Annotated in this window: 20 protein-coding genes; 9 read left to right on the plus strand and 11 right to left on the minus strand. The window is 56.6% G+C overall.

Going from position 1 to position 21,862, the window contains the following annotated elements; all coding sequences use genetic code 11:
* Window positions 1–71: 71 nt before the first annotated feature.
* Window positions 72–839, minus strand: coding sequence for a sulfite exporter TauE/SafE family protein (locus CPH65_RS05105; RefSeq protein WP_096172426.1), 768 nt, complete (start codon window positions 837–839; stop codon window positions 72–74).
* A 58-nt stretch (window positions 840–897) separates the two neighbouring features.
* Complete coding sequence (locus CPH65_RS05110; protein WP_096172427.1) at window positions 898–2,064, minus strand: M20 aminoacylase family protein; 1,167 nt, start codon at window positions 2,062–2,064, stop codon at window positions 898–900.
* A gap of 303 nt (window positions 2,065–2,367) precedes the next feature.
* Here CPH65_RS05110 and CPH65_RS05115 point away from each other — a divergent pair, with 303 nt between their 5' ends.
* Window positions 2,368–3,537, plus strand: coding sequence for a D-alanyl-D-alanine carboxypeptidase family protein (locus CPH65_RS05115; protein ID WP_157747511.1), 1,170 nt, complete (start codon window positions 2,368–2,370; stop codon window positions 3,535–3,537).
* A gap of 33 nt (window positions 3,538–3,570) precedes the next feature.
* On the opposite strand, the gene CPH65_RS05120 is transcribed toward CPH65_RS05115, so the two are convergent.
* A complete protein-coding gene (locus CPH65_RS05120; RefSeq protein ID WP_096172429.1) occupies window positions 3,571–3,789 on the minus strand; it encodes a sulfurtransferase TusA family protein in 219 nt (72 codons plus the stop codon).
* A 142-nt stretch (window positions 3,790–3,931) separates the two neighbouring features.
* Between CPH65_RS05120 and CPH65_RS05125 the strand changes: the two genes are divergently transcribed.
* Window positions 3,932–4,471, plus strand: coding sequence for a DUF924 family protein (locus tag CPH65_RS05125; protein WP_244574544.1), 540 nt, complete (start codon window positions 3,932–3,934; stop codon window positions 4,469–4,471).
* Between the two features lie 431 nt (window positions 4,472–4,902).
* Complete coding sequence (locus tag CPH65_RS05130) at window positions 4,903–5,955, plus strand: GNAT family N-acetyltransferase (RefSeq protein WP_157747512.1); 1,053 nt, start codon at window positions 4,903–4,905, stop codon at window positions 5,953–5,955.
* On the opposite strand, the gene CPH65_RS05135 is transcribed toward CPH65_RS05130, so the two are convergent.
* Both CPH65_RS05135 and CPH65_RS05140 read right to left on the minus strand, forming a co-directional pair.
* Entirely contained in the window at window positions 5,922–6,503 is a 582-nt protein-coding gene (locus CPH65_RS05135) for a CAP domain-containing protein (RefSeq protein ID WP_096176250.1), read from the minus strand. The two genes, CPH65_RS05130 and CPH65_RS05135, sit on opposite strands and share 34 nt — an antisense overlap.
* A complete protein-coding gene (locus tag CPH65_RS05140) occupies window positions 6,496–9,048 on the minus strand; it encodes a DUF3772 domain-containing protein (protein WP_096172431.1) in 2,553 nt (850 codons plus the stop codon). The genes CPH65_RS05135 and CPH65_RS05140 overlap by 8 nt, the downstream gene beginning before the upstream one ends.
* Before the next feature lie 215 nt (window positions 9,049–9,263).
* Between CPH65_RS05140 and ppk2 the strand changes: the two genes are divergently transcribed.
* Window positions 9,264–10,106 (plus strand): polyphosphate kinase 2, encoded by an 843-nt coding sequence (gene ppk2, locus CPH65_RS05145; RefSeq protein WP_096172432.1) that lies wholly within the window; start codon window positions 9,264–9,266, stop codon window positions 10,104–10,106.
* Between the two features lie 137 nt (window positions 10,107–10,243).
* Here the strand turns inward: ppk2 and CPH65_RS05150 are convergent, their stop codons facing one another.
* A complete protein-coding gene (locus tag CPH65_RS05150; protein WP_096172433.1) occupies window positions 10,244–11,347 on the minus strand; it encodes a zinc ABC transporter substrate-binding protein in 1,104 nt (367 codons plus the stop codon).
* 322 nt (window positions 11,348–11,669) lie between these two features.
* On the opposite strand from CPH65_RS05150, the gene CPH65_RS05155 reads away from it, so the two are divergent.
* Window positions 11,670–13,112: a methyl-accepting chemotaxis protein gene (locus tag CPH65_RS05155; protein ID WP_172891457.1), complete on the plus strand. Its 1,443-nt coding sequence runs from the start codon at window positions 11,670–11,672 to the stop codon at window positions 13,110–13,112.
* A gap of 83 nt (window positions 13,113–13,195) precedes the next feature.
* Here CPH65_RS05155 and CPH65_RS05160 read toward each other — a convergent pair whose 3' ends face one another.
* From CPH65_RS05160 to CPH65_RS05175, 4 genes are all read right to left on the minus strand, one after another.
* Entirely contained in the window at window positions 13,196–14,419 is a 1,224-nt protein-coding gene (locus tag CPH65_RS05160) for a murein L,D-transpeptidase family protein (RefSeq protein ID WP_096172435.1), read from the minus strand.
* 363 nt (window positions 14,420–14,782) lie between these two features.
* Window positions 14,783–15,736, minus strand: a complete 954-nt coding sequence (locus CPH65_RS05165) for an acetyl-CoA carboxylase carboxyltransferase subunit alpha (protein WP_096172436.1) — start codon at window positions 15,734–15,736, stop codon at window positions 14,783–14,785.
* Between the two features lie 193 nt (window positions 15,737–15,929).
* Complete coding sequence (locus CPH65_RS05170) at window positions 15,930–16,913, minus strand: site-specific tyrosine recombinase XerD (RefSeq protein ID WP_256385210.1); 984 nt, start codon at window positions 16,911–16,913, stop codon at window positions 15,930–15,932.
* A gap of 39 nt (window positions 16,914–16,952) precedes the next feature.
* On the minus strand, window positions 16,953–17,093 hold the full coding sequence (locus CPH65_RS05175; RefSeq protein WP_096176252.1) for a histidine kinase: 141 nt from the start codon (window positions 17,091–17,093) through the stop codon (window positions 16,953–16,955).
* A gap of 223 nt (window positions 17,094–17,316) precedes the next feature.
* Here CPH65_RS05175 and CPH65_RS05180 point away from each other — a divergent pair, with 223 nt between their 5' ends.
* Genes CPH65_RS05180 through CPH65_RS05190 form a run of 3 tightly spaced genes read left to right on the plus strand, consistent with a single transcriptional unit; the run spans window position 17,317 to window position 20,369 of the window.
* Window positions 17,317–17,898 carry a shikimate kinase gene (locus CPH65_RS05180; RefSeq protein ID WP_096172437.1) on the plus strand — a complete coding sequence of 194 codons (582 nt, stop codon included), beginning with the start codon at window positions 17,317–17,319 and terminating at the stop codon, window positions 17,896–17,898.
* A 51-nt stretch (window positions 17,899–17,949) separates the two neighbouring features.
* On the plus strand, window positions 17,950–19,107 hold the full coding sequence (gene aroB, locus CPH65_RS05185) for a 3-dehydroquinate synthase (RefSeq protein WP_096172438.1): 1,158 nt from the start codon (window positions 17,950–17,952) through the stop codon (window positions 19,105–19,107).
* Window positions 19,107–20,369, plus strand: coding sequence for an HlyC/CorC family transporter (locus CPH65_RS05190; RefSeq protein WP_096172439.1), 1,263 nt, complete (start codon window positions 19,107–19,109; stop codon window positions 20,367–20,369). Before aroB ends, CPH65_RS05190 begins: the two co-directional genes overlap by 1 nt.
* A 53-nt stretch (window positions 20,370–20,422) precedes the next feature.
* Here the strand turns inward: CPH65_RS05190 and CPH65_RS05195 are convergent, their stop codons facing one another.
* Window positions 20,423–20,686, minus strand: a complete 264-nt coding sequence (locus CPH65_RS05195; RefSeq protein WP_096172440.1) for a BolA family transcriptional regulator — start codon at window positions 20,684–20,686, stop codon at window positions 20,423–20,425.
* A gap of 293 nt (window positions 20,687–20,979) precedes the next feature.
* Here CPH65_RS05195 and CPH65_RS05200 point away from each other — a divergent pair, with 293 nt between their 5' ends.
* Window positions 20,980–21,609, plus strand: a complete 630-nt coding sequence (locus tag CPH65_RS05200; RefSeq protein WP_096172441.1) for a J domain-containing protein — start codon at window positions 20,980–20,982, stop codon at window positions 21,607–21,609.
* Window positions 21,610–21,862: the final 253 nt, after the last annotated feature.

Here is a 21,862-nt window from a genome sequence, read left to right on the forward strand (position 1 = left end):
AACCGTGCTCCGGATCAGAAGGGGCGCGGTTTCGGTGGCAGAACCGTGGCGGAAATGTGGTCGTCAGCTGGCTAGAGCAGGTCTCTTGCAGCCTTTAACAGCATGATAAGCGCAAGCGCGGTGAGGACGATCCTGAAAATCTTGCGGAACAGGCTTTCATCCATGTGACGCAAGGCTCTCGCGCCGGTCAGGGTTCCGACATAGCCTGACATGATCATGCAGATCATCAGGGCAATCCATGAATGATAGGCGAAGCCGACCAGACCGAACGCCAGAATCTTGAAGCCATGCTGGATCGACATCGCGGTCGCGTGAGTGGCCACGACGGTTTGTCGGTCGGACGACTGACCACTGACGACGGCGGCAATCAGCGGGCCTGTTGCACCAAGGAACATCGCACCGAAGGCTGTAACGCCTCCCATGAGAGCCACCATGATGGGGCCGCCCTTCAGGCGCTTCGGCTTGGGTCCCCAGATGATGTAGAGCAGGAACAGCGCAAGGCAGATCTTGAGGAAGACATCGGGCAGGGAGATGACGACCTGGGAGCCGATCGCAATGCCAATGATCGTGCCAATCACGAAGGTGACCAGAAAGGACCAGAGGATATGCGCCCGCAGATGATGGGCGCGCCCGACGTTGGACCCCAACTGGATCACTCCGTGAACCGGAATGAGCGTGGCCACCGGAACGAAAGATGACATCAGGGCCAGCAGGGCAACGCCGCCGCCAATGCCGAACGCTGCGGTGAAGGCCGAAGTGCAGTAGCTGGCGACAATCAACCCGATGATGACGGTGTCAGAAAGGCCCGTTCCGGAAAAGAGAGGAAGAGTTTCGAGCAACGGAACACCTCGGTCTTGCCGGGGCCATCCTTAAAGCTGATCAGACAGATGAAGTCGGTCAGGCTGGCAGGGCGGCCTCGACGGTTTTAATCCAGTAGGAAGCCCCGATGGGGATGACCTCGTCATTGAAGTCATAATCGGGGTGGTGGAGGGGAGCGCTGTGGCCGTTGCCGACAAAGATGAAGGCACCGGGGCAGGCTTCAAGCATGAAGGAGAAGTCCTCCGCACCCATGGAAGGGACAAAGGTGTCATCGACCCTGTCATCTCCCACGATGGAGCGGGCGATTGCGGCTGCGCGTTCTGTCGGTTCATCGTGATTGACGGTGACCGGATAGTCGCGCTTGTAGTGCAGGGTGGCGTGTGCGCCATAGACCGCTGCGGTGCCTTCCACGACTTCCTTGAGGCGACGTTCGGCCATATCGCGGACATCGGGATCAAGGGTGCGCACGGTTCCCTCGATCATGCCGGTCTGGGGAAGCACATTGTCGGTGAAGCCGGCCTTGACGTGACACAGGGAGACGACGAGCGCCTGTTGCGGATCGGTGTTGCGGCTGACAAGGGTCTGCACGGCCTGAATGATGGCCGCCATGACGACCACCGTGTCGACACCCTGATGGGGTTTGGCTGCATGGCCACCCTTGCCCTCGACGTCGATCAAGATGCGATCGGCGGATGCCATGAGCGCGCCCTTGCAGATGGCAAAGGTGCCAAGGTCGAGTTCGGGCCAGTTGTGCATGCCATAGACCTCATCAATGCCCCAGCGGCTGATGAGGCCGTCATTGATCATTTCGCGCGCTCCGCCGCCGCCTTCCTCCGCGGGTTGGAAGATCAACACGACCTTGCCGTCGAAGTTGCGGCTTTCCTGCAAATATTTTGCGGCGGCGAGCAGCATGGTGGTATGGCCATCATGACCACAGGCGTGCATGACACCCGCGACCGTGGAGGCATAGGGTTTGCCCGATGTTTCCTGTAATGGCAGGGCGTCCATATCGGCGCGCAGGCCCACCGTCTTGCCCGATTTGTTGGTTTTGCCCTCGATCACCGCCACGATGCCGCTTTTTCCCACCCCGGTGGTGATGTCGTCGATACCGTAGCTCTTGAGTTCCTTCACGATGCGCTGGACGGTCAGGGGCACATCGAACATGAGCTCTGGCTGTTGATGAAGGTCCCGTCGAACCTTGGTCATCTCGTCGTGAAAGTCGGCGATGCGATTGACAATCGGCATGAAGTCGGCCTGTTGCTGCTAGAGGAACGGGGTAGGGGGCGGTCGTTGGATCTGGTGACAATCGACCTGCCCTTGGAGTTTGGCTGCAGCTTAATTTGCCGTTCGCACGTCGGCAAGACCAATTGTTGTGCGGTGTCGTCCCTGTCCAGATGGCGGTTGCAATAATTTGATTGCTCACCGCATGGCCTTCAGGCTTGTCCATGTCCGGCGCATCAGGTAGAGAGGTTGGGTTCCTTTAACCAGTTATTGTCCAGAGGCGGGTCCTCCATGTTTGCCATGTCTTTCCTGAAAGAGTGCCGTTTCATGCTCAAGACGAGCGCGGTCCGACTTGGAATGCTAGCGGTTTTTCTCGCGGTGATGGCATCCGGTGAGGCGCTGGCTGCCCAGAAGGCTGCAAAGCCGACACAGGATTTGACCCTGTTGCCTCGCCCGCTCCTTTTGATGGATGTGAACACGGGCAAGGTGCTGTTTCACCAGAAGGGAAATCAGAAATGGTATCCCGCGTCCCTGACCAAGCTGATGACTGCCTATGTCACCTTTCGCGCCATCGAGGCCGGTGAGATTTCCGAAGACAGCATCGTGACGGTCTCTGCCCATGCGCTCGCCTATCCGCCGTCGAAAATGGGGTTCAAGGTGGGGACGCAATTGACGGTCGGCAATGCCTTGAAAATGGTGCTGGTGAAATCGGCCAACGATATCGCAGCAGCGCTCGGTGAGCGGGTTGCCGGTTCGGAGCCAGAGTTTGCGCGCAGAATGAACAGGGAAGCGGCGCGGCTGGGCATGCGGGCATCCCACTTTATCAATGCCAACGGGCTTTATATGTCCGGTCAGACGACTTCAGCGCGGGACATGGCGGTGCTGACACGCCATATTCTGTTGGAATATCCGCAACATCGGTCTCTGTTTCGCATTCCGGCCATTCGGCATGGCAAGCGCGTGCTCAAATCCTACAACAGCCTGCTCGAGACCTATCGTGGGGCCAATGGCATGAAGACCGGATTTGTTTGCGCATCAGGCTACAATATCGTTGCGGCCGCCGAACGGGGCGGGCGGCAGCTGGTTGCCGTGGTGCTCGGTGCTCCGAACTCGCAGTGGCGGGCGGAGACAGCCGCCTTCCTGCTCACACAAGGGTTCACCCGTACTGACATGGCATCCGGGCGGGGCGTGCCTGTGACCAACACGGCGGCCTTTGGCCCGATCAGCCGAGCGGACGATCTGCGCAGCGAGATCTGCCCCAACGGTCAGCCGAAATGGGTGGGCAAGATCAATTTCACCAAAAGCTATCTGTCGCCGCGATTCAAGTTGATGGATCCTGTGCAGGTGCGTGCGGGCATTCCGAAACGAAAGATCAAATTGCCGGTGCAATTGGTTTCGCTGCCGATCTCTGCTCCGGTCGAGAAAAGCGGGTTCATTGCCAAGTCGAAAAAGGGCAAGGTCATCTCGCTTTCCCGCTTGCCGCGTCCCAAGCCGTGAGCGATTGCTGTGCGATTGGGCCGGCCGTTTGAGCTAGCCTTTTTCGATGATGAAATGCACCTTTTCGCCCGTGGTCTCCTGCGATAGCAGGCGGTGGCCCTTTTCAGCGCAAAAGTGAGGCAGGTCGAGCGTCGCCAAGGGGTCCGTGGTGACGACGGTGATCTGGTCTCCTGTTTCAAGCCCGGTCAGTGCCTTTTGGGTCCGCAAGACGGGCAAGGGGCATTTGAGGCCGGAGAGATCGAGTTCCTGCATGATGGGGCGTCCGCTTGGTAAACATGACAGATCGTGGTGTCTGATAGCCCTGTTTAGCGGCTCCACTTTTCTTCTTCAACGGGATATGTGAGGATGCACCAAAGCGTGCGATGATCCAGCCCATTTGAACAAGGAGTTTTGTGTGACTGAAGCGAATGATGTTCTTGATTTCTGGTTTTCCGCGGACCCGGAAATGTGGTTTACCAAAGATCCGGCTTTTGACGAGCAGATCAGTGACCGGTTCGGTTCTGTGATGGATGCGGCCAGAGCCGGTCAGTTGGCCCATTGGGAGGCCAGCGCGCAAGGGCTGCTCGCTCTGATCATCGTGCTTGATCAGTTCTCTCGCAATGTATTTCGCAATTCGGCTCTTGCCTTCACATCGGACGACGAGGCCTTGAGGCTCTCGCACAAGCTTGTGAAGCATCCGGACTGGGATGCGTTGTCGGTTCATCAGAAGCAGTTCGCTGTCATGCCCATGATGCATGCCGAGGATCTCGGCGAGCAGGAGAATTGTCTGAAATGGATGAAGCGGCTCGAGCTGGAGGAAAGCGTGCGCTACGCCCAGATCCATCTTGATATCATTGAGCGCTTCGGACGCTTTCCCCATCGCAATCATGTGCTGGGGCGCCGGACCACACCCGAGGAACAGGCTTTTCTCGATGAGGGCGGGTTCGCGGGCTGAAGGCCCTTGAGGCGAAAAGCCTGTGTGCAGATTGGTCGCTGTGGGGATTTTTGCAATCATGGTTACCAACCTGTAGACGGTTGTTCACGCGACCGGTGTTTTGTCTAGGATTGACAGAAAAGAGCCAATTTTAATTACTTTTCGGCGTCAATGGCCGCTGGAGGCAAGTCTTGTGCGGCTTGACGGGGTGGCTCATGCTGCCCTGTTGGCGGGCTGATGTTAACCAACACCATAGCTAGTTGCTCGTTGATCCATAAAAACGCGTATATTGGTCCTCAAGGTCATCACGGTCTTTCAACCTCTTGGTGGCCATGATGTCGCAGTTGTGATGCTTCAAACGCGTGGATGCAATGCTCTTACGGTCGGACATATCTCTGACAGGCAGTGACCTGCAAAGCACAAGCATAGTGGATCAGTTCGATAATCCATTCATGCATGAAGCATTCGTGCGTGCGAGTGAAGGTCGGCTCCGTCCGGGGCCGCTCCATGCCATCAGTGAGCAGGGCTACGACTTTGCCTGGGACGTGAAACGCTTGCTTCCCTCTCTCGGGGCCAAGATTGCGACCTTTCTGGCGCACGGAACAGCACCTCTGGGGGCTGGTTTCTCATCCCACACCCTAGCCGCTGGCGACTGGACGCGAACGGAAGCGGCGTTTTGCAATGCTCTTGATCGCATGGCTGATGCCTCCGGCGCTGATGTCATCGTCTGGCCCTATTTCCCGCTGGAGGCGCAAGAGCGTGGCTGGCTTTCCAGTTGGCTCAGTGACCGGCTGGACCGGGATATTTCACGTCTGTTGCTATCGTCTCACGAGCATCAGCGGGCTTTTCTGGATGCCCAGATCAATCCGGACGAGCCTGACGGTGAATATGCGGGACTGTCGCTCAGCCGCAACAAGCGTAAGACGACAGGACGACAGTTGCGCCGGCTTTCCGAGCTTGGACAGGTGCACTTCCGCTCGACTCGCGGCGATCTTGATCTGACCGAAGCCATGGATGTGTTTCTGCGGACCGAAGCCTCTGGCTGGAAAGCCAAGAGCGGAACCGCTCTGGCGGTTGATCATGGATCGCGGACCTTTGTGGAGAGCTTCATGCCCGCCATGATCCGTGACGGCCTTGGTCAGATCGATCTGATGATGCTTGATGACAAGTGCATCGCCGGGCTGATATCGCTTCGTGCTGGTCGGGGTCTTTTTACCTGGAAAACCGGCATGGACGAGGTCTACAAGCGGTTCTCTCCGGGGGTGCATGTGTTGATGCATGTCAGTCAGGAAGCGCTGCGGGATGACACCATCGATTATGTCGACAGCCTAGCCGATGCCGGCCATCCGGTGGCCGAGCATATCTGGTCGGGTCGGCGCAGTTTTGGCCGGCTTTACGTGCCACTGAACAGCCACGGCATCGCGGCGGCTCAAAGCCTGCGTGCCTCTATCCTGCTGAAGGATAAAGCGCGTTACTGGGCGAAAAAGGTGTTGGGCCGAGGCTGATCGGTTGAGACCGCCTGAGATATGGGCGGCTCGTCGGGCTTGGCCAGGATAAGTGTCCAGAACACCTTGTATTTCACATTTTCCCGATAACTTGTCGCGATACCCATCTCGGTCACGCCCTTCTTGAGCATGTTGAGATTATGCCGCCGGGAATCCCGCCAGCCGGAAAAGGCTTCCGCAAGGCTCCAGTAGCCAGCGCCGATATTCTCGGTGGCCAGAACGGGATCATAGCCTGCGCGACCAAGACGTTTTATCAAAGTCTGGTTCTTGCTCAATGCATGATCGACGCGCCCGCTGCTGGCCATGGCGTCCGACTGTTCCTGTGCGGCCGCGGCCAGCCTTGGGCTCAGGGTCAGTGTGCCAAGACCATTGCGCTTGCGATAGGCGTTGACGAGTTCGAGCGCGGCCTGCGGATCAACCTTGGCGTTGTCCTTGTTGAGGCGCTCGTACATGGCCGGTGTCTGCAAATCCGGCCCGCTGGTGCAGGCGGTGAGCAGCGCACCGACAAGGCCAGCAAGCACGAGAGTTTTTGTCAGTGACTTAAGCATTTTGACCGGGTCCTTCATCCACGCCTTGTGATGCGCCGGGCAGGTCGACTTCGTCCTGTCGCGGGGCGGCTGGTTCGCGGGTTTCCTGCGCTTCATCGGGAGACAAGGCAAGTTGTTTGTCGAGGTTCGGTGAGGAGACCGAACGGATATGCACATCTCTCTGCGGGTAGGGAATCTCGATCCCTGCTTCCTTGAGAGCCTTGAAAATCTCAAAGCGCAATTCGCTTGATGTGACGAGGGATGTCAGCACATCGTGGACATAGCAGCGGACATCGAAATCGAGTGAGGAGTCGCCGAAGTTGAGGAAGTATACATCCGGTTCGGGGTAGCTGGCCACAAGAGGAGACTCGTTCGCCACGCGCTTGAGGATTTCCCGCACCTGTTCCGGGTCCGCGTCATAGGATACCCCGACCGGCACGACGATGCGCCCCATGGCCCCGTTGTGCATCCAGTTCATCACCCGGTTCGAGATCAGTTCGGAGTTGGGCAGGATGACCGTGGCCCGGTCGAAGGTCTCGATCTTGGTTGCGCGCACCGAGATCTTCTGAACAAAGCCCTGATGCTCGCCAACAACTACCCAGTCGCCGGTTTTGATCGGTCGCTCAACCAGAAGGATGAGGCCGGAGACGAAGTTGTTGACGATGCTCTGCAAGCCAAAACCGATACCAACCGAGAGCGCACCAGCGACAAGGGCGATATTGGAGAGATCCAGTCCCATATAGGAAAAGGCCAGCATGGCAGCGACAATGAAGCCGATATAGCCGACGCTTGTCTGTATCGAGTTCTTGAGGCCCGTATCGAGATTGGTCGCGGGCAGCAGGCTGCGCTCCATCCAGCGCTGGACGCTGCGGACCAGCACAAGTGCGATGAAAAAGACCGCCAGAGCGCCCAGAATCGCGATCGGTGAAATGGTCAGATCCCCGATCTCGACGCTGAAAATCGCCCGTCGCATGGACGACAGGAAGTCTGTCGACTGAACCCCCCACGGGGCAAAGATCAAGAGGGCGGCAGCGATGTAAAGAAGGATCCGCAGCAAGCCATTGAGAAGTACGCCGATCTGATTGACGGCCCGCAGGGGAATGCCGATGGAATGGGCGCCCTTGCGGACCCGCGGGTTGCTGACGTCGAGCCCTTCGGCAAAGAAGTTGTCCAGCAAGGCGGTGAAGACGCCCAATAGCGCCAGAATGACAAAGATGCGCAGCATCTGCTCGGCCAGGAACGTGCCAAGGGAAACATAGCCCAGAATGATGGACAGGATGATGCTAACACTGGCCAACCAGACAAGCGGTTTGAACACCGAGATGAAGCCGGGCAGGAAATTCGAGGCGGATACATCGGCACTGACACTCGGTGTCGAGGTCATGCCGTCTTCCTGATCGTCGTCATCCTGCTCGAGATCGCCAAGGGTAATGCGCATTGCAAGCCAGATAAGGACAGCAACGAGCACTGCCGAAACGCCCGAGATAAGGATCGTCGTTTCGATGGGCGTGAAGAGAAGCTGCTGTGTTTCCCGGAAGGTTAGGTCAATACCTGTTATGATCAGCAACACAATGGCCACACCGAAAAGCTTGTGCGCGCTGCTGGTGGTCAGGTTCAACAGACGATATTGGGGTTTGGTGGGCGCGGTGAGCACGCGCACGAGACCATACCCAAGTGAAATGCTGAGAATGACGTAGCCGAGTTTGTTGATGAATTCATTGACGCGCGGTGGAACCAGTTCGGCGTTCTTCAGGATCAGCAAGACCGCAAACAGGATGAGAAAGGGAACAAAGGTGTAGACAAAGATCGACCATGCCGCATGCAGGCTGCGCTGCAGTGCGTTCGGGGTTTCCAGACGCGCCAGACGGCTAACACCGTTGAACAAAAGGTTGCGCAACGGCCCCGCAATGAGAAAGGCGATGAGCAGGATCATGCCGACAATCTGCCAGATCTGTCCGGCCGCCTTGGAGGACAGGAACGAGGCCCAATCCGAGACCAGGAAGCTCATTGCATTGCCGGTCACCTGAAGGCCCGTCAGCCCGTCGAGCCAGAGGTTCGGATTGAGAAGGGAACTGCTGCGGTTGAACAATTGCTCGGTGAACCGCTGCTGTCTGGCCAGCGTGATCTTGTTGAGCATCTGGGTTGCCCGCACCGAATTGGCCGTCAAAAGTTTAACTTCGGCATCAAGGGCGGCAACCTGATCCTCGAGGTCACTTCGTCTTTCTTTCAGGGTCGCGGATTCGGGGTTGGCGGTATCGCCCTCTTCGGTCTCTTCTGGTTTGAGTGCCTCGAGGCGAGCCCGATCTTCCGTCAGGGTCGGCTGCAACTCGTCCTTCTTGTTGCTTGCTTCCTCTACCACTTGCTGAAGTTCTTCGCGCAGGCCTGTAAAGTCGTTTTCGACCAGACTGTCCCGGTTGAGGGCTGCTTCGATGCGGTCAAGGCGGGTCGTCAGGCTTTCGGCCAGTGATGTGTCGGCCTGCTGCGCCTGTGCGAGGGGCGAAAGCGCAAGCATGAGCAAGAGCAACAAGGCGGTGGCCAAGGCGCGCAGAAAGGGAACCTGAATCACGAAAGCATTCCTCTGATCGTGGTGTCTTTGGTTGCGAGAGTAAAAGGTCTACTGGAATTCGGTCGGCAACACAATTGCGCCTATAGGCGCTCTTGGGTGGTGGGATAATGTGATGATTGTGTGACAGATTGGTCTGTGCGGGCTGGTTTCCAGTGTTTGTTGACGTTAGGGTTTGGAGGATCCAACACCTCGGTCGAGAGAAAGAGACACAGTTCATGTCCAAGCGATTTGACATTAATGATCCAGTCTTTCCCAAAGAGCTGAAAGACTTCGTCATGGAAAGCGGTGGCTATCCGTATGAGAAGAAGCTCAAGCGCAAGAAATACGAGAAAGAACTAGAAACTCTGCAGATCGAACTGGTGAAGGTCCAGCAATGGGTTCAGGACACCGGGCAGAGAATTATCTGCGTATTTGAAGGCCGTGATGCAGCCGGCAAGGGTGGCACGATCAAGCGCTTCACCCAATATACCAACTCGCGGTTTGTTCGGGTCGTGGCCCTGTCCAAGCCCAGCGATGTCGAGGAGGGCCAGTGGTACTTCCAGCGCTACATCGAGCAATTCCCCACCAGTGGTGAAATCGTTCTGTTCGATCGATCCTGGTATAACCGTGCCGGTGTCGAGCCGGTGATGGGCTTTTGCACCCATGAGCAGACTGCCAAGTTCTTGCAGGACGTGCCGGGCTTTGAACAGACGATCATCGATAGCGGCACCAAATTGTTTAAATTCTGGCTGAATGTCGGGCAAGAGATGCAGCTCAAGCGGTTCCATGATCGGCGGCACAGTCCTCTCAAGCACTGGAAGCTTTCTCCCATGGATCTCGAAGCGCTCGACAAATGGGACGATTATACCCGGGCGCGGGACCGGATGCTCAAGCAGTCTCATACGGATGTGGCACCGTGGGTCATCGTGCGGTCGAATGACAAGCGTCGGGCGCGGCTCAACGTGCTGCGCCATTTCCTCACCAGTCTCGATTATGCCGGCAAGGATGCCTCGGCTATCAATGACCCGGACCAGAACATCCTGAGCCTTGGGCCTGACTTTCTGCACGAGAGCGAATAGGGCCTACTATAAAAAGAAGCGGGCAGTGACCTGCCCGCTTCATCCTTGCAAATGCCATCATAAGCTTGTGTCGATCACGTCTTGACCGGGATTGTTTCGACGTGCTGGAGCTGCGGATAGCAGCTGCCCCTGATCGCTCATTGCTCTTTGAGGCATCCACTCAGCTGGTTGACGTTGTATTCGATGAGCTTGGGGTACAGATCCGGTCCGGGCTGCAAATTTGCCCCGATGGGATCAAGTGTGCTCACTTTTGCGCCCGTGCCTTCGGTGAGGACATTCAGGATTTTCGGCGAGAATTGTGGTTCGGCAAACAGGCAGATCGCTTTAGCCGTTTTCAGCTTCTCGCGGATTTCGCGAATGCGGGCCGCTCCCGGATTGACGCCCGGATGCAGTGTGATGGATCCGGTTGCATGCATGTCAAAGCGATTTTCAAAATACTGATAGGCGTCATGGAAGACGAAATAGGGTTTGTCCGACAGACCCTTCAGTTTTGCGCTGTCCTTTTCGACGATGGCATTCATTTTTTTGACAAACGCGGTCTCATTGGCAAGGTATCTGTCCTTGTGCTCCGGATCGATCTCTGAGAGCTCGCCAGCAATGGCATGGGCCATCTTGATGGCGTTTGCCGGGTCAAGCCAGATGTGGGGGTCGTCATGGTGGCCCTCATGGTCATGACCTTCGTGCTCATGTTCATGCGCTGTTTCGTGGTCATGATCTTCGTCTTCATGTTCGTGCGCGGCATCGTGATCATGGTCTTCGTGTTCATGTTCATGCGCGGCGTCATGGTCATGATCTTCGTGTTCATGCTCGTGCGCTGCTTCGTGATCATGGTCTCCATGGTCATGGTCATGATCGTGCTTTTCCCAGTTGCCACCTTCGCGTACCGGCAAGAACGAGATTCCGTCTGCTTCGGACAAGGTCAGGACGTTGGCACCTTTCGGGAGCGTATCGATCGGCTTGTCAAGAAAGGCTTCAAGATTGGGGCCGACCCAAACGATCACATCCGCTTGCTGCAGGCTCGTGACCTGAGAGGGGCGCAGCTGGGTGTTGTGGGGGGAGCCGGAAGGTTCAACCAGCAGTTCCGGCTTGGCGACACCCTGCAGAATAGCAGCGGTGATGGAATGAACAGGGGCAATCGATGCCACTACCTTGGGAGCAGCTACGGCCGGGAGAGCAAGGCACACTGTACTGACGGCACAGGTGCCGATGAATGTCTTGAGGCTGTGACGGATGTTTTTCATGATACTGATTGTCAGTCCTTCAAGTGAATTGTTATGTTATAACGTAACGTTTAACGTCCTTTTCTGTGCGGGTCAACCGTGTCATTCGAGATGTCCTGACTTTTCGTTGACGTCGCGGCACCAGTCTAATGACGCGACCTATAGCAAACCCGAACCAGAATAATCGGCAAATTTTACTAAACCTCAAGTTTTTTGATCTTTATTAACTTGAGGGTTGCAGATTTATTCAGAACAAGCACAAAAATAGGCAGCATGAACGACTGGAGGGATTATGTTCGCATTTTCCAAGACTGCAAAAAACTCAAACACGCAGACGGATGTTATGGAAACAGATCTCGTTGAACATGTGGAGCAAGATTTAGACGGTGTTGAGGTGGCCAAACCAAAGATCGACGAAAAAAGCATTGTGCAAACGATCTTCGACCTGAACGGTCTTGGTCAAACCATGGCGGATGTTGCGGGGCAGATCGAGCAGATCAACAATGAAACTGCGGACTGTTTCCAGTCTTTATCCCAGTTGGTCAGCATATCCGGTGATGTACAGTCCTCGAATGAGCGTATTCTTGACGCGGCCACGCAGTCGTTGGAAATTGCCGATCAAACATCGAACGATGTCGTCGAGGGGCGTCAGTTGATTGACGATACCCTGAGCAAGGTGTCTGATCTGATGCAGGCCGTGTCTGGCATCAGCAGCCAGTTGCACGGGCTGCAGACCGCCTTTTCCTCGGTGCGTGATGTGGCGGGAGCGATCGATGCGATCGCTCGCCAGACCAACCTGTTGGCGCTCAATGCCACCATCGAAGCGGCCCGTGCCGGCGAAGCAGGCAAGGGCTTTGCCGTTGTGGCCGCCGAAGTGAAGGATCTGGCGGCTCAAACCAGCAAGGCCACTGAGACGATTGGAGCAACCCTGTCCGAGCTGGATCAGGAAGCCGAAGCACTCATTTCTTTGAGTGGCGAGGCGACCAGCTCCATGACGGATGTGGAATCCAGCACAGCGCAGGTTCATGGCATGATTCAGGGGCTGGATGCTGCGTTCCAGTCGATCAGGAACGCGTCCGAATCCATCAAGACACAAGTCAGCGACACCACGCAGTCTATCGGAACTCTGGTTGAGGATGTCGAACTGGTGCACAGGGCTTTTGACAGCACGCACAGCGGATTGAATGATGCCAGTAAGCGGATGGTCGAGGCTGTTGCCGTGGCAGATCGGATGGTGGCGGTTTCCTCGATGAGCGGGGTGCAGACTGAAAACACCTTCTGCATCGAAGCGATCCAGAGCCTGTCCAAGGACATTGGCAAGGCCTTTGAAGAGGAAGTGCGGGCTGGCCGGATTAGCGAAAAGGACCTGTTCGACAGTAGCTATACGCCGATCCCGAACACCAATCCGGAACAGGTCACGGCGCCGTTTACCGCAATGACTGATCGTGTCATGCCGGGGTTTCAGGAACCCATCGTTGCCGAACATGACTCGGTTGTTTTCGTTGCAGCGGTGGACAAGAATGGCTATCTGCCAACCCACAACAAGGTCTTTTCCAAGCCTCAGAGCGATGATCCCGTCTGGAATGCTGCCAACTGTCGCAACCGGCGCATCTTTGATGATCGGGTGGGGCTGGCGGCTGGCCGCAGCACGGAGCCGTTTCTTCTTCAGACCTACCGGCGGGACATGGGCGGCGGAGCCTATGTGTTGATGAAGGACATTTCTGCGCCCATCTACGTCAATGGCCGCCACTGGGGTGGTTTGCGCATGGGCTTCCGTCCTGCCTGAAGCGATTGTTAGCCTCGGCATTTCTCCAAGCAACGGTCGCGTCCCGACAAAGGTTCGGGGCGCGTTTGGCGTTCAAAACGCCTTCACGGTTTGGTTTCGGGAAGCACTGGAAGTGCTTGGCCATCACCATTGCCATCGCCATTGCCATCACCTGTGGCCTCGGTGCTGGCTGCTTGTTCATCAAACGGGTTTGTCAGGGTCTTCGTCAGCTTCGTGAAGAAATTGCCCTTCTGGCTGGCCGGAGTGGCCTTGGGTGTATTGTCTGGCTGGATTGGGCCTGGCTGGATTGGGTCTGGCTCAGTTGGGGCTGGGGCACCCTTGATCAGGCCAGCGATGAAGCCATCCGGATTCTTGCCCTCGGCGATGCGCTGCTTGCGTTCGAGCAGGTCCATCTGGGCGTCGACCATCTCGGTTGCCGTTTCTGTCTGTTTTTCCTGCCGCTTTTCTTCAAGCTTGGCCACGGCGACACGAAAGCGCTCATTCTCTTTGGCGCGCAGCTTTTTCAAGGAGGCTAGCAGGCTCGGCTCCAGCGTATAGTCCGGGCAAGGCCCGGTCGCATTGAAGTGTGTCGCACCTTGTGGGTCGAAGACATAGGTTCTGTTGCAGACCTCGACCTTTGGGGGCTTCTTGGTGATCTGGAAATGATCGTACCCGTTCTTGATATTCTGCCAGAAGCCGAAATGCTCGCTGTTGCGCACGCGCGCCATATTCTCAGGTGTCATGCGGAACGGGAAGGCATCGACCTGAAAGGCGCGTTGCCCACCGTCGAAGGCTTCGCGGCCAAGGGCATAGATCTCTGCGATTGGCGCGTCTTCCATGGCGTAGCAGCCCCGTGACGAACAGGAACCGTGTACCATGAGGTGCGCGCCGGTGCGGCCATAAGATCGGTCGAACTTGTTGGGGTAGCCCAGGTTGAACGACAGATAGTAGCTGGATTTCGGGTTCATCTGGCCGGGCCTGATGGTGTAGAAACCTTCGGGAGCCTGACGGTCGCCTTCTTCCTTCTTTGGGCCGATTTTTCCCGAATAGGCGCATATGGGATATGTCTTCAGCAGTGCATAGGTGCCGTCATCGGTCTGCTTCCAGGCTTCCAGAACCGATTCTTCCTTGAAAATGCGAACATAGAGCGGAGCCGCAGCGCTGGAATCAATCTTTCTGATCTGAGACTTGATCTTGGGCGACAGAGGCTGAAGATGCTTGCCGTCTTCCATCAGTTCGGGGTTGCACCCCGCAAGCGCGATTGAGGCGAGAGCAGCAATGGCCAGAATGCGTAGTCTGTTCATATGCTTGATCGGGTCTTTCTGCACGTGAGCGCTTCCTTGTCAGGCTGGGACGGTATGACTGGCCGTGTCCATCTGCTTATTCGGTTCCGGGCCGTGCTCGCGATACCCTTGCATCGGGCGGCCTCAGGGTGTGCGTCATCGTCGGTTCGACGAAGTGTATAAACAGTAACCGGGAGTGGTTGATAGCCGGTTACCGAAACGGGATCCGTCCTTCTGCATACTAGTGGAAATTCATGCGGCGAGAATAGGGCCTATGTCGTTTCTCACCGAGATGTGTCTGGAAAACCGGGGATCATCGTCGCTACAAATGAAAACGGCCTCGCCTTCAGTTTGAGGCGTGGCCGTTGGTCATGGATCTTAAGCTGTCTTTGGCGCAGGGGCTCCGCGCTAGAGCTTGGAGCCGATGGCGAGGAATTTTTCGCGGCGTAGCTGGCGGATTTCTGCGGCTGTCTTGCCGTCAAATTCCTCAAGGCAATCGGCGATCATATTGCCGGTGCGCTCGATAATTTTGGCCGGTGCGCGATGGGCGCCGCCAACCGGTTCGGAGATGATGCGATCAATGATGCCCAGATCCATCAGATCCTGTGCCGTGATCTTCATGTTGGTGGCAGCTTCCTGCGCCTTGGTGGAATCGCGCCACAGGATTGAGGCGGCGCCTTCCGGAGAGATCACGCTGTAGATGGAATGCTCGAGCATAATGACCCGGTTTGCCGTGGCAATGGCGATGGCGCCGCCCGAGCCCCCTTCGCCGATTATGATCGAGACGTTCGGTGTGCCCATGGCAAGACATGCATCGGTTGACCGTGCAATGGCTTCGGCCTGTCCGCGCTCTTCGGCTCCGATGCCGGGGTAGGCCCCTGCCGTGTCGACAAAGGTGATCAGCGGCATGTTGAACCGTTCTGCCAGTTCCATGATGCGCACGGCCTTACGATAGCCTTCAGGACGGGCCATGCCGAAATTGTGCTTGAGGCGGCTGTCCGTATCATTGCCCTTTTCCTGTCCGATAACGGCGACAGGGCGTCCGCGAAAGCGTCCGAAACCAGCCTGAATGGCCTCGTCTTCGGCAAATTTGCGATCTCCGGCAAGGGGCGTGAATTCGTCGATCAGGCCCTTGATATAGTCGATGAAGTGGGGGCGATCCGGATGGCGGGCAATCTGGGTTTTGTGCCATGGGGTCAGATCGGAATAGATCTCCTTCATGGCGGTGTCTGCCTTGGTCTGCAGGCGCGTGATTTCTTCGCCCACATCGACGGCTTCGCCATTGTCCTGCATCGCGAGCAATTCCTGAACTTTGCCCTCGAGGTCTGCTACAGGTTTTTCGAATTCGAGATAGCTATGCATTCGACGTCTGATCCAGTTTCGTTACCTAAAAGATATGCCCATTAATCGGCGGCACGTTGAACCCTTGCGGTCCCGGTGTCAAGCGACAGCTCACGAGGCGATCCCTGATTTCCGGTTATTCCAAATCAAAGTTAAACCCGCGCTCGATGCCGCAACCGGGCCATTTCCCATCCATTTTTGAACCCTTTAGCACTCATTCCTTTTTGCCCATGAGCTTGGGGTGGTTCGCTGCGGACTTGTCCGACAAAGGGTGATGCTGCTCCACCAACTCCATCAGCTTTTCATCCATTATATGGGTATAGATCTGGGTGGTTGAAATATCGCTGTGGCCAAGAAGTTTCTGAACAGCGCGCAGGTTGGCTCCATTTTGCAGCAGGTGACTGGCAAAGGCATGGCGCAAGACGTGGGGGGAAACCGAGGCGGCCTTGAGCCCCACATCATCCGCAAGGGACTTCAATTCACGTGCGAAGGCCTGACGCGTGTAGTGTCCCGTATCGCCAGAGGACGGGAAAAGCCATTGCCTTGCGGTTGGCGTGCCTGCGCCGCCGGTATCAGTAAGCAATCTTCGATAATCGCGCATGGCCTCTTTTGCCCGGTCTGACAGCGGAACCAGACGTTCTTTGCTGCCCTTGCCAACGACGGCCAGAAACTGACCATCCTGATGCGCAGCAGACGCGGGAAGGGAGACCAGTTCGGACACCCGCAGGCCGGTGGCATAGAGCAACTCGAGCAACACATAAAGACGCATGGCCCGGATCTGCCGTTTGGGTGTCGGGCCTTCGAGCGACGCATTGAACCGGGCCGCTTCGATCAGCCGGTCCACTTCCTGAACCGTGAGAATCTTTGGCAGCGGTCGGTTGCGTTTGGGGGCCTTGAGCGGGGTTGAGGGATCATCAGATCGAAAGCCGTCGCGATAGAGAAAGCCAAACAGCTGGCGGATGGCGGACAGTTTGCGCGCGACCGTCGATGCCGCCAGATCCCGCTCGGCCAGATCGGCAAGATAGCCGCGCAGGGCATCCGTGTCGCAGGTCTCGAAGCGCATCTTCTTGCCCGACAGGGTGCCGTCCAGATCGTCCAGATCCTTCTGGTAGGCGTCGAGCGTATTGGGTGACGCGCCCTTTTCGGCGCTCATGGCGTCCAGAAACAGATTGATGGCCTGACGGTTGCTTATCGGCACAGGTTGCTCACTCGATGCGCCTCGCGGCTGATGGCAAGGCTATTTGAGATTTTTGGCTGGAATGCGGATCACCATTTCTCGTGGCGACGGCTCGACGAAATTGGCAAGTGCGAAGATGCCGCCAGCGACCAGACCGGACAGAACAAGTAAGAGTACGATTGCTTTGATCAGACTGGGCATGAACGCTTCCTGATGTGGCTTGATTTCGTCTAAATTCGTCATGAGCCTAGCATCAATGAAAACAGATTGTCATTTTTTTGCCCATGATTTTCCAGTTCTATTCTGCTCTTTGGGCGGAATTGGGGAAGGGATGTCTCCTTTTTCGCCGATGATGCAACAGTTGCTTGACAGTCTGGCTGTTTCAAGCTCAAACGATGGCGGACGAGCTGTGAGACGGAATGGAATGGCGAATAGCAAACACAATCCTGGTACGCGTGAGCAGACCTTGCTCTCAGCCCTTGGCGGGCGACCGATCGTTTTGATCGGTTTGATGGGAGCAGGCAAGACGACGATCGGGCGGCGGTTGGCGGCCCGTCTGTCGATTCCCTTTCGCGATGCGGATCACGAAATCGAAGCTGCCGCCAACATGTCAATTGCCGAAATCTTCGAACAACATGGCGAGGCGCATTTTCGCGACGGTGAGAAGAAGGTGATCGCCCGATTGATGGACGATGGGGATCAGGTGCTTGCCACCGGTGGCGGCGCGTGGATGAATGAAGAGACGCGGCAACTGGTGGGCGAGCGCGGCGTTTCGGTGTGGCTGAAGGCCGAGTTCGATGTCCTGATGGCCCGCGTTCGCCGCCGGTCGCACCGTCCGTTGCTTCAGGATCCAGATCCCGAAGGTGTCATGCACCGGCTGATCGATGCGCGCTATCCTGTCTATGCCCTCGCCGATGCAACGGTGATGTCCGTCGCTGAGCCGCATGAAGTGATTGTCAATTCGGTGATCGAAGAACTCGAAAAGACCTTGGGGCTTTCTGACTGAGTGCACCGGGCAGATGGCGACCGAACAAAGACCAGACAAGCAGGTGACAGGATGACGAAAGGCAGGGGCGAGGTGAGCAACGCAACGATAGACGACGCTGTGGCGCATCAATTGGTTGATGTTTCGCTTGGGGATCGAAGCTACCAGATCGTCATCGGCCGTTCGGTGCTGGGCGAATTGGGTGAGCGCTTTTCCTCGATGTTTCCTGCGTCAAGAGCGGTCATCATCACCGACAGAACCGTTGCCAAGTTTCATCTGGAAGCCGCCGAGACGTCCCTCAGGGCCGCGGGGGTCATGCCCCACGTCATCGTGATGGAGCCGGGCGAGAAGACTAAGAGCTATGCCGGGCTGATGGCCGCCTGCGACGGGGTGCTCGATACGCGGCTTGAGCGGGGCGATCTGGTCATTGCGCTCGGGGGCGGTGTCATCGGTGATCTGGCAGGATTCGTTGCCGGTATCATCCGTCGCGGCATGCGATTCATTCAGGTGCCGACCACGCTTTTGGCGCAGGTCGACAGCTCGGTCGGTGGCAAGACCGGCATCAACACAGGCCATGGCAAGAACCTGATCGGTCTGTTCAATCAGCCGCATCTGGTGCTGGCGGATACAGCGGTGCTGGATACGTTATCACCGCGTGATTTCCGCGCCGGCTATGCTGAAGTTGCCAAATATGGGCTCATCAATCAGCCTGATTTCTTTGAATGGCTGGAAGCCAACTGGCAGGGCATTTTTGATGGGGGACCCGAGCGAGAGGAAGCGATTGCCCGGTCCTGTCAGGCCAAGGCCGATGTCGTGGCTGCCGATGAGCGCGAAGCCAACCAGCGGGCGCTGCTCAATCTTGGTCATACGTTCGGACATGCGCTTGAGGGCATGGCCGAGTATGATGCCGAGCGCATCGTGCATGGAGAAGGTGTGGCCATAGGCATGGTGCTGGCGTATGAATTCTCGGCCCGGCTCGGGCTATGCGATCCGTTGGTGACTGATCGCGTCGTCGCCCACTTGCAAACCGTAGGGTTGCCTACCCATATAGGGGCCATACCCGGACAATTGCCCAATGTCGACCTTTTGATGGACTTTATCGCTCAGGACAAGAAGGTATCCCGAGGGAGCTTGACCTTCATTCTGACCCGCGGTCTTGGTCAGTCCTTTGTTGAAAAGGGCGTGGATCCGGCGACCTTGCGTGCCTTCCTTGAGGAGAAACTGCGCTAATGCTCACCAGTCTTTGGTTCACTGCTCTTGCTATCCTGTGCCTGATTGTCGTGTCGGGGTTCTTTTCCGGTTCGGAAACCGCCCTGACCGCGGCGTCGCGGGCGCGGATGCATCAGAAGGAAAAAGCGGGTGAACCGGGTGCGCAGGCGGTGAATGAACTGCTGCAAATTCGCGAGCGCCTGATCGGCTCGCTGCTGCTTGGCAACAACCTTGTCAATATTCTTGCTTCGGCGCTGGCGACCAGCCTTTTCATCACCCTGTTCGGTGATACGGGGGTTGTCTATGCGACTCTTGTGATGACGGTGGTGGTGCTGGTGTTTGCCGAGGTGCTGCCCAAGACATGGGCGATTTCCAATCCTGATTCCTTTGCCCAGCGTGTCGGTCCGTCCGTTCGGGTGCTGACCTATCTACTCGGGCCGATCGTTGCGACGGTTGAATGGGTCGTTGTCGGTCTGTTACGCCTGCTGGGTGTGGACACCAAAGGGGGACAGCTTCAGTCCGGTCAGGACGAATTGCGCGGAGCAGTGGATCTGCTGCATATGGAAGGATCGGTGGTCAAGGATGATCGGGACCGGTTCGGGGGATTGCTTGATCTTGAAGAACTCGATGTGTCCGACGTCATGGTCCATCGCACGAATGTGGTGTCGATCAACCTCGATGATGGGGTTGAGTTCATTGTCGAACAGGTGCTCAAGAGCCCCTACACGCGCATTCCGCTATGGCAGGGTGAGCAGGACAATTTCGTTGGCGTGATCCATTCTAAGGATCTTTTGCGCGCACTCGCGGATACCAAGGGCGATGTTACCAAGATCGATTTTCGCACGGTTGCACGTGAGCCGTGGTTCGTTCCCGATACCACGAGCCTTAAGGCCCAGCTCAACGCCTTTCTGAAAAAGAAAAGCCATTTTGCGCTGGTGGTTGATGAATATGGCGAAGTGATGGGGCTGGTGACGCTGGAAGATATTCTCGAGGAAATCGTTGGCGATATTTCCGATGAGCACGATATCGACGTCAAGGGCGTGAGCAAAGAGCCGGATGGCTCCGTTCTGGTGGACGGCAATGTGCCGATCCGAGACCTCAACCGGGCGCTCGATTGGGAGTTGCCCGACGAGGAGGCGACCACTATCGCCGGGTTGGTCATCCATGAAGCCCGGCAGATTCCCGAGCCGGGGCAGGGGTTCACCTTCTACAATTTCCGCTTCCGGGTTCTTCGCAAGGAACGCAACCGGATCACGTCACTCAGGATTACCCCAGTGCGCTAATGCGGCGTTGCTGTTCAGGCTTGATTGCACGAAGCCGGCCGCTTATATGATCGTTATTGCGGGCGAATGATCTCAAGCGCAAGGGCGTGGATTGGACCTTCGAGCTCTTCTTTGATAGCATCGTGGACCATTCTATGGGCGTCGATCCGGCTCAAGCCTGCAAAGGCGGGGCTTGAGATTCTGACGCGGAAGTGGCTCTGGCCTCCTGCCGGAGCATGGGCATGGCCTGCGTGCAGGTGGGATTCATCAATCACTTCAAGCGCTGTGGGTTGAAGTCGATTGTTTAGCTTTTTCTCGATCTTGTTCTTGACGGTCATGGCTAGGAATGGTGAAGTGTTGCACTTCCAAATTTGAGGTGATTTGAACTCGCGTCCATGAGTTACGGTATTTTGCAGATGGAGATTCTGTTTCCAAAAGCAAGGATCCTGATAGCATTTTGGCCTTGCGTTGAAAATTACCTGTTCGAACCGACCACATAAGGCAGATATGTCAAATGTCTGCCCCATCGTGTGGTGTATTGAACCCGACATTCACTGAGCGTTTATCGTTTGTATGAACACAAAGTCCTCAAGAGCGTGACAAACAAGCGTCCGGAGACAAGCATAGATTCATGAAACTCGACTCGAAACTTTTCGACTCCATCCGCATCAAGCCTGATGTAGATCGCAAGAAAAAGCAACAGGCAGCAGAAGTGTGCGAATGGCCTGGTTGTGAAAAAAAAGGCGGCTGCAAGGCTCCCAAGCGGGGAACTGCCAAGCGGGAATATCACAATTTCTGCGAAGTGCATGCCCGCGAATTCAATCGCAACTATAACTATTTCACCGGTATGGATGACGACGAGGCTGATACAGCAAAAGCCAGCACGGCAACGGGTGGTCGTCCGACCTGGGAAATGGGTGTCAACGCCTGGGGCAACGAAACCCATCGAGCCGGAGCTGCGCGCGGCAAGAGCTGGGAAGCCAACGGATTTTCCGATGGAAGCAGCCAGCGCGCCGCAGAGCGTGCCAAACGTCGCTCCCGCCATCAGAACCAGACCCGCAAGCTGCGCCCGCTTGAAGCCAAGGCGTTTGAAACACTCGGGCTGAGCCTGCCAGCGACATCTGACGATGTGAAGAAGGCTTACAAGCGTCTGCTAAAGGAAAACCATCCCGACCTCAACAAAGGGGATCGGGCTTGCGAGGAACGTCTTCAGGATGTGATCGCGGCCTACAATACCCTGAAGGCGGGTGGCTACTGCTGATCGGAGTAGACCCGCTTAGCTCATGTGACATGAAGGCGGCTCTTGCCGCCTTTTCTCTTTGGTGATTAGCGAGCTGATCTGCGCTGTTCCTTCCACCGCCAGAAAAAACGCAAATTCTTCCTTTTCATTTCGGTCGGGATTGCTTTAAGTTGCGATTTCGTATGACCGAGCCATTCAAACGGGCCTTGGACGCTATGTCTTCAGCACCCCTTTGCTCCAGTGCAGCATCGGGCGAGCGGGCCTCATCCAGAGC

The organism is Cohaesibacter sp. ES.047 (assembly GCF_900215505.1).
In the GTDB taxonomy this organism is placed as follows: domain Bacteria; phylum Pseudomonadota; class Alphaproteobacteria; order Rhizobiales; family Cohaesibacteraceae; genus Cohaesibacter.

What these genes read in the sequence shown, in the direction of transcription:
- CPH65_RS05110 (WP_096172427.1), bottom strand. Translation starts at nt 2,064, where the DNA reads ATGCCGATTGTCAATCGCATCGCCGACTTTCACGACGAGATGACCAAG.
- CPH65_RS05115 (WP_157747511.1), top strand. Translation starts at nt 2,368, where the DNA reads ATGCTCAAGACGAGCGCGGTCCGACTTGGAATGCTAGCGGTTTTTCTC.
- CPH65_RS05120 (WP_096172429.1), bottom strand. Translation starts at nt 3,789, where the DNA reads ATGCAGGAACTCGATCTCTCCGGCCTCAAATGCCCCTTGCCCGTCTTG.
- CPH65_RS05130 (WP_157747512.1), top strand. Translation starts at nt 4,903, where the DNA reads ATGCATGAAGCATTCGTGCGTGCGAGTGAAGGTCGGCTCCGTCCGGGG.
- CPH65_RS05135 (WP_096176250.1), bottom strand. Translation starts at nt 6,503, where the DNA reads ATGCTTAAGTCACTGACAAAAACTCTCGTGCTTGCTGGCCTTGTCGGT.
- ppk2 (WP_096172432.1), top strand. Translation starts at nt 9,264, where the DNA reads ATGTCCAAGCGATTTGACATTAATGATCCAGTCTTTCCCAAAGAGCTG.
- CPH65_RS05150 (WP_096172433.1), bottom strand. Translation starts at nt 11,347, where the DNA reads ATGAAAAACATCCGTCACAGCCTCAAGACATTCATCGGCACCTGTGCC.
- CPH65_RS05155 (WP_172891457.1), top strand. Translation starts at nt 11,670, where the DNA reads ATGGAAACAGATCTCGTTGAACATGTGGAGCAAGATTTAGACGGTGTT.
- CPH65_RS05165 (WP_096172436.1), bottom strand. Translation starts at nt 15,736, where the DNA reads ATGCATAGCTATCTCGAATTCGAAAAACCTGTAGCAGACCTCGAGGGC.
- CPH65_RS05175 (WP_096176252.1), bottom strand. Translation starts at nt 17,093, where the DNA reads ATGCCCAGTCTGATCAAAGCAATCGTACTCTTACTTGTTCTGTCCGGT.
- CPH65_RS05180 (WP_096172437.1), top strand. Translation starts at nt 17,317, where the DNA reads ATGGCGAATAGCAAACACAATCCTGGTACGCGTGAGCAGACCTTGCTC.
- aroB (WP_096172438.1), top strand. Translation starts at nt 17,950, where the DNA reads ATGACGAAAGGCAGGGGCGAGGTGAGCAACGCAACGATAGACGACGCT.
- CPH65_RS05190 (WP_096172439.1), top strand. Translation starts at nt 19,107, where the DNA reads ATGCTCACCAGTCTTTGGTTCACTGCTCTTGCTATCCTGTGCCTGATT.
- CPH65_RS05195 (WP_096172440.1), bottom strand. Translation starts at nt 20,686, where the DNA reads ATGACCGTCAAGAACAAGATCGAGAAAAAGCTAAACAATCGACTTCAA.
- CPH65_RS05200 (WP_096172441.1), top strand. Translation starts at nt 20,980, where the DNA reads ATGAAACTCGACTCGAAACTTTTCGACTCCATCCGCATCAAGCCTGAT.